The following is a 3,852-nucleotide window of genomic DNA, read 5'->3' on the forward strand; positions in this document are numbered from 1 at the left end:
CTCCTCGTCGGCGTCATCGCCAGAAACCTCGCCCATGATCCGCCCGTTGAACATCACCAGGATGCGGTCGGCAAGGGCGGCCAGTTCGTCGAGTTGCACGGAAATCAGCAGGATCGCGCGGCCGGCGGCGCGCTGTCGCATGATCTCGTCATGAATGGCCTCCTGGGCGCCGATGTCGACGCCGCGCGTCGGCTGGTCGATCAGCAGGAAATCGGCGCCATTGGTGAATTCGCGTGCCAGAACGACCTTCTGGATGTTTCCGCCCGAAAGCCGCTTGACCGCATCGCCCGGTCCGCGCGCGCGAATATCGAAGCTCTTGATCAGCGTTTCGGCGTTTTGATTTATGGCATTCCAGTTGAGCATGCCGCCACGACTCCATGGTGCGCGATGCTGGCGGCCCATCAGGGTGTTGGCCGCTATCGAAGCGTTGCGATCGACCCCGCGTACCATGCGGTCGCCTGGAACATGGGCGAGGCCTGCCTGGCGGATCGCGGCGGGCGAGAGATCGGTGAGATTCTGGCCCTTCAGCCAGGCCCCGCCATGGCTTGCCGGCCGCAGGCCCGAAAGCACTTCCGCCAGCTCCGTCTGTCCATTGCCGGCCACACCCGCGATCCCCACCACCTCGCCGGAGCGGACCGTGAAACTGGCAAAGCGAAGGGCTGGCAGCAGGCGATCGTCGCGCGCCCACAGATCCTTCACTTCGAGCACCACGTCGCCGTGCAGCGAAGCGCGCGGCCGGCGGTCGAAGCTCACTTCGCGGCCGACCATCATGTGCACCAACTCGTCCTTGCTGAGCTCGGCCGTCGGCCTGGTCGCCACCTTCCTGCCGTTGCGCAGCACCGTCACCGTGTCGGACACTTCCATCACTTCTTCCAGGTGGTGCGAAATGAAGATCACCGTCATGCCCTCGGCCACGAAGCTGCGCAGCGTCTGGAACAGTTCACGGCTCTCCTGCGGCGTCAGCACGGCGGTCGGTTCATCGAGGATGATGGTGCGCGCGCCGCGCACCAGGACCTTCAGGATTTCGATGCGCTGTTCTATGCCGACCGAGAGCAGCCCGACGCGCTCGGTCGGATCGACCTGCAGGCCGAAGCGCTTCGACAGGTCGCGCGTTCGCGCCACCTGCGCAGCGTGGTCGATCAGTCCATGGCGACGGATTTCCATGCCGAGAAAGACGTTGTCGGCAACCGAGAGCGAGGGAACCAGCTTGAAATGCTGGTGAACCATGCCGAGGCCGGCCTTTATCGCCATGGACGGGTCGGCGATCACGATCTCTTCACCGTTCAGCCGGATCGAGCCTTCGTCCGGCTGCAAGAGGCCGAACAGGATGTTCATCAGCGTCGTCTTGCCGGCACCGTTCTCGCCGATGATGGCGTGGATCTCGCCGCGGCGGACCGCAAGGTCGATGCCGTCATTGGCGACGAATGCGCCAAAACGCTTGGTGATGCCAGTCAACTCGACGGCCATCGCGGCATTGCTGTGGAGGGTCGGCGACCCCGGCGTGTTCGACAACATGGCTCTCGCAGATTGGACACTGATCCGCCGCGGCAAGCCGCGGCGGATCAGTCTAGCGCTTTCTTGGGAGGGAGGCGCTGGTGTTGGCTTATTTCGCCTTGGCGATCACGATCTTGCCGTCGACGATGCCCTTTTTGATCTCGTCGAGCTTGGCGGTCATCTCTGCCGGGATCTTGACGGCGATGTCATCGCAGACCTTGACTTCGACACCGCCCGAGGCGAGGTCGAAAGTGCGGGTGCCGGCGGTGATCTTGCGGCCCTCGACCTCGTCCTTGATCAGCGTATAGACGGCGATGTCGCCGCGCTTCAGCATGCTGGCGAGCACATTTCCGGGGGCCGAGCCGCACATGTCGATGTCGACGCCGATCGAATATTTGTCGACCGCGGCACTTGCCTGCATCACGCCTTCACCCGTCGGGCCGGCGACGTTGTAGACAATGTCGGAGCCTTGGCCGTAAAGCGCCTGGGCAAGTTCGCTTCCCTTGGCCGGGTCGTCGAAGGTTCCGGCGAAGACGGAGTTCACCTTGACGTCGGGCGCGGCATATTTGGCGCCTTGCTCGTAGCCGCCCAGGAAGTTGCGGATCACCGGGATATCGCGGCCGCCGACAAAGCCGATGGCCTTGCCGTCGCCGATCTTGTCGAAGGCGGTGCCCTTGGCTTCGATCATGCCGGCAAGCGCGCCGGCGACGAAGGATCCCTGCTCCTCGGCGAAATTGGCGTAGATCATCTTGGGGTTGTCGAGGACGCCATCGATGAACACGAAGCGCTGGTCAGGATATTCGGCGCTGACCTTTTGCAGCGAGTCCACCAGCTCCCAGCCCATCACGAAGATCAGGTCGTACTGTTTGCCCTTGGCAAGATTCTCGAACTGCTGCTGGTAGTCGAGCGCGCGATTGCCGGTGTCGACCAGCTTGAGATCGATGCCGAAATCGGTCTTGGCCTTGTTGAGGCCGTTGACGATCGAAACGCCAAAACCCTGTGCAAAGTATCCCGAGATGGCGGCCACGGAAACCTTGGCCTGTGCGGCGGCCGGTCCGAACGAAATGGCAAGCATCGTGCCGGCCAGGAATAAACTCTTGAGCGCCCTTTTCATGTCATTCCCCTTCAGCTTTTTTCAGCTTTTGAAGCCACGCTTTGACCATCCCCCACACATCGCCGGGACAACGGCGAGTTCGTTGATGGTCATATGAGTTTAGGAGCGGCTTAACAGGCTGTCAATCGTCATCCGATGCAGTTTTCTTGGCCCTTCGCCCGCTTGCCCGACGTCTGTGCTTGACAAATGTCGATAGGCATAATTGTTGATACTCTAACGAGTTTTATGAACGACGGGATGAAGGAAGAGAACAATGCCGGCTGTGGTGGTCAGGAAATTTCTGGTTCAGATGGAAGAGATATTCCATGAGGGCGGACCCCACGCGGCACGCCCGCTCAAGCGAGGCGCGATCGTCGCGGTCATCGCCAACCCTTTTGCCGGACGCTATGTCGAAGAGATCACCGGCTTCATGGAAGACCTGAAGCCGCTCGGTCTCGATATGGCTCGGCGCCTGATCGACGCCATTGGTGAGGGCGGCCAGGCCATCGAAGGTTATGGCAAGGGTGCCATAGTCGGCGCCGCCGGCGAGCTTGAACATGGCGCGCTCTGGCACAATCCGGGCGGCTACGCGATGCGCGAACTGCTCGGCAATGCCAAGGCGATCGTGCCTTCGACCAAGAAAGTCGGCGGCCCCGGAACGCGCATCGACATCCCGATCACGCACATAAACGCCTCCTATGTGCGCAGCCATTTCGATGCAATCGAGATCGGCATTGCCGATGCGCCGCGCAGCGATGAAATGGCGGTCATCCTGGCGATGACCACCGGCGCACGCGTTCATGCACGGGTCGGCGGCCTTGCCGCCGCCGACATCAAGGGTGAGGACGGACTGCGATGAGCCCGGAAATCCGCCGTATCATCACCATCGTCGAGGAAACCCGGATCGAAGGCGGGCGGCACGTCGATCCGCCGACGCGGCGTGCCGCAGCCATTGCGGTCATCCGCAACCCCTATGCGGGTACCTACGTCGAGGATCTGTCGGCACTCAGCGCCATCGGCGAAGCGTTGGGCGAAATCTTGCCCAAGCGCGCCGTCGCTGCTCTGGGCATTGCCGGCAACCGGGTCGAGAGCTTCGGCAAGGCGGCCGCCGTCGGCGCCGATGGCGAGCTCGAACATGCCGCCGCCATCCTTCATCCAAAGCTCGGCGCCCCGTTCCGCGATGTGCTCGGCAAGGGCGCCGCGCTCATTCCCTCATCGAAGAAGCGCGGCGGCCTCGGCGTGCCGCTCGATATTCCGCTCGGCCA

Annotated in this window: 4 protein-coding genes; 2 read left to right on the forward strand and 2 right to left on the reverse strand. The window is 62.6% G+C overall.

The window, feature by feature from the left end; translation table 11 throughout:
- Both EN925_RS26800 and EN925_RS26805 read right to left on the reverse strand, forming a co-directional pair.
- On the reverse strand, positions 1–1,515 hold a 1,515-nt coding region (locus EN925_RS26800), incomplete at its 3' end, for an ABC transporter ATP-binding protein (protein WP_164894408.1).
- Between the two features lie 88 nt (positions 1,516–1,603).
- On the reverse strand, positions 1,604–2,608 hold the full coding sequence (locus EN925_RS26805) for a BMP family ABC transporter substrate-binding protein (RefSeq protein ID WP_063172800.1): 1,005 nt from the start codon (positions 2,606–2,608) through the stop codon (positions 1,604–1,606).
- A gap of 253 nt (positions 2,609–2,861) precedes the next feature.
- Here EN925_RS26805 and EN925_RS26810 point away from each other — a divergent pair, with 253 nt between their 5' ends.
- Together EN925_RS26810 and EN925_RS26815 are read left to right on the forward strand one after the other, a co-directional pair.
- The gene (locus EN925_RS26810) at positions 2,862–3,446 is read left to right on the forward strand and encodes an amino acid synthesis family protein (protein ID WP_127368017.1); all 585 of its coding nucleotides are present in this window, start codon (positions 2,862–2,864) and stop codon (positions 3,444–3,446) included.
- Positions 3,443–3,852, forward strand: a 410-nt coding sequence (locus EN925_RS26815) for an amino acid synthesis family protein (protein WP_128337047.1), incomplete at its 3' end; no start/stop codon positions are given. The genes EN925_RS26810 and EN925_RS26815, both read left to right, overlap by 4 nt.

It is taken from the genome of Mesorhizobium sp. M7A.F.Ca.US.006.04.2.1 (assembly GCF_004022915.1).
Classification (GTDB): domain Bacteria; phylum Pseudomonadota; class Alphaproteobacteria; order Rhizobiales; family Rhizobiaceae; genus Mesorhizobium; species Mesorhizobium ciceri.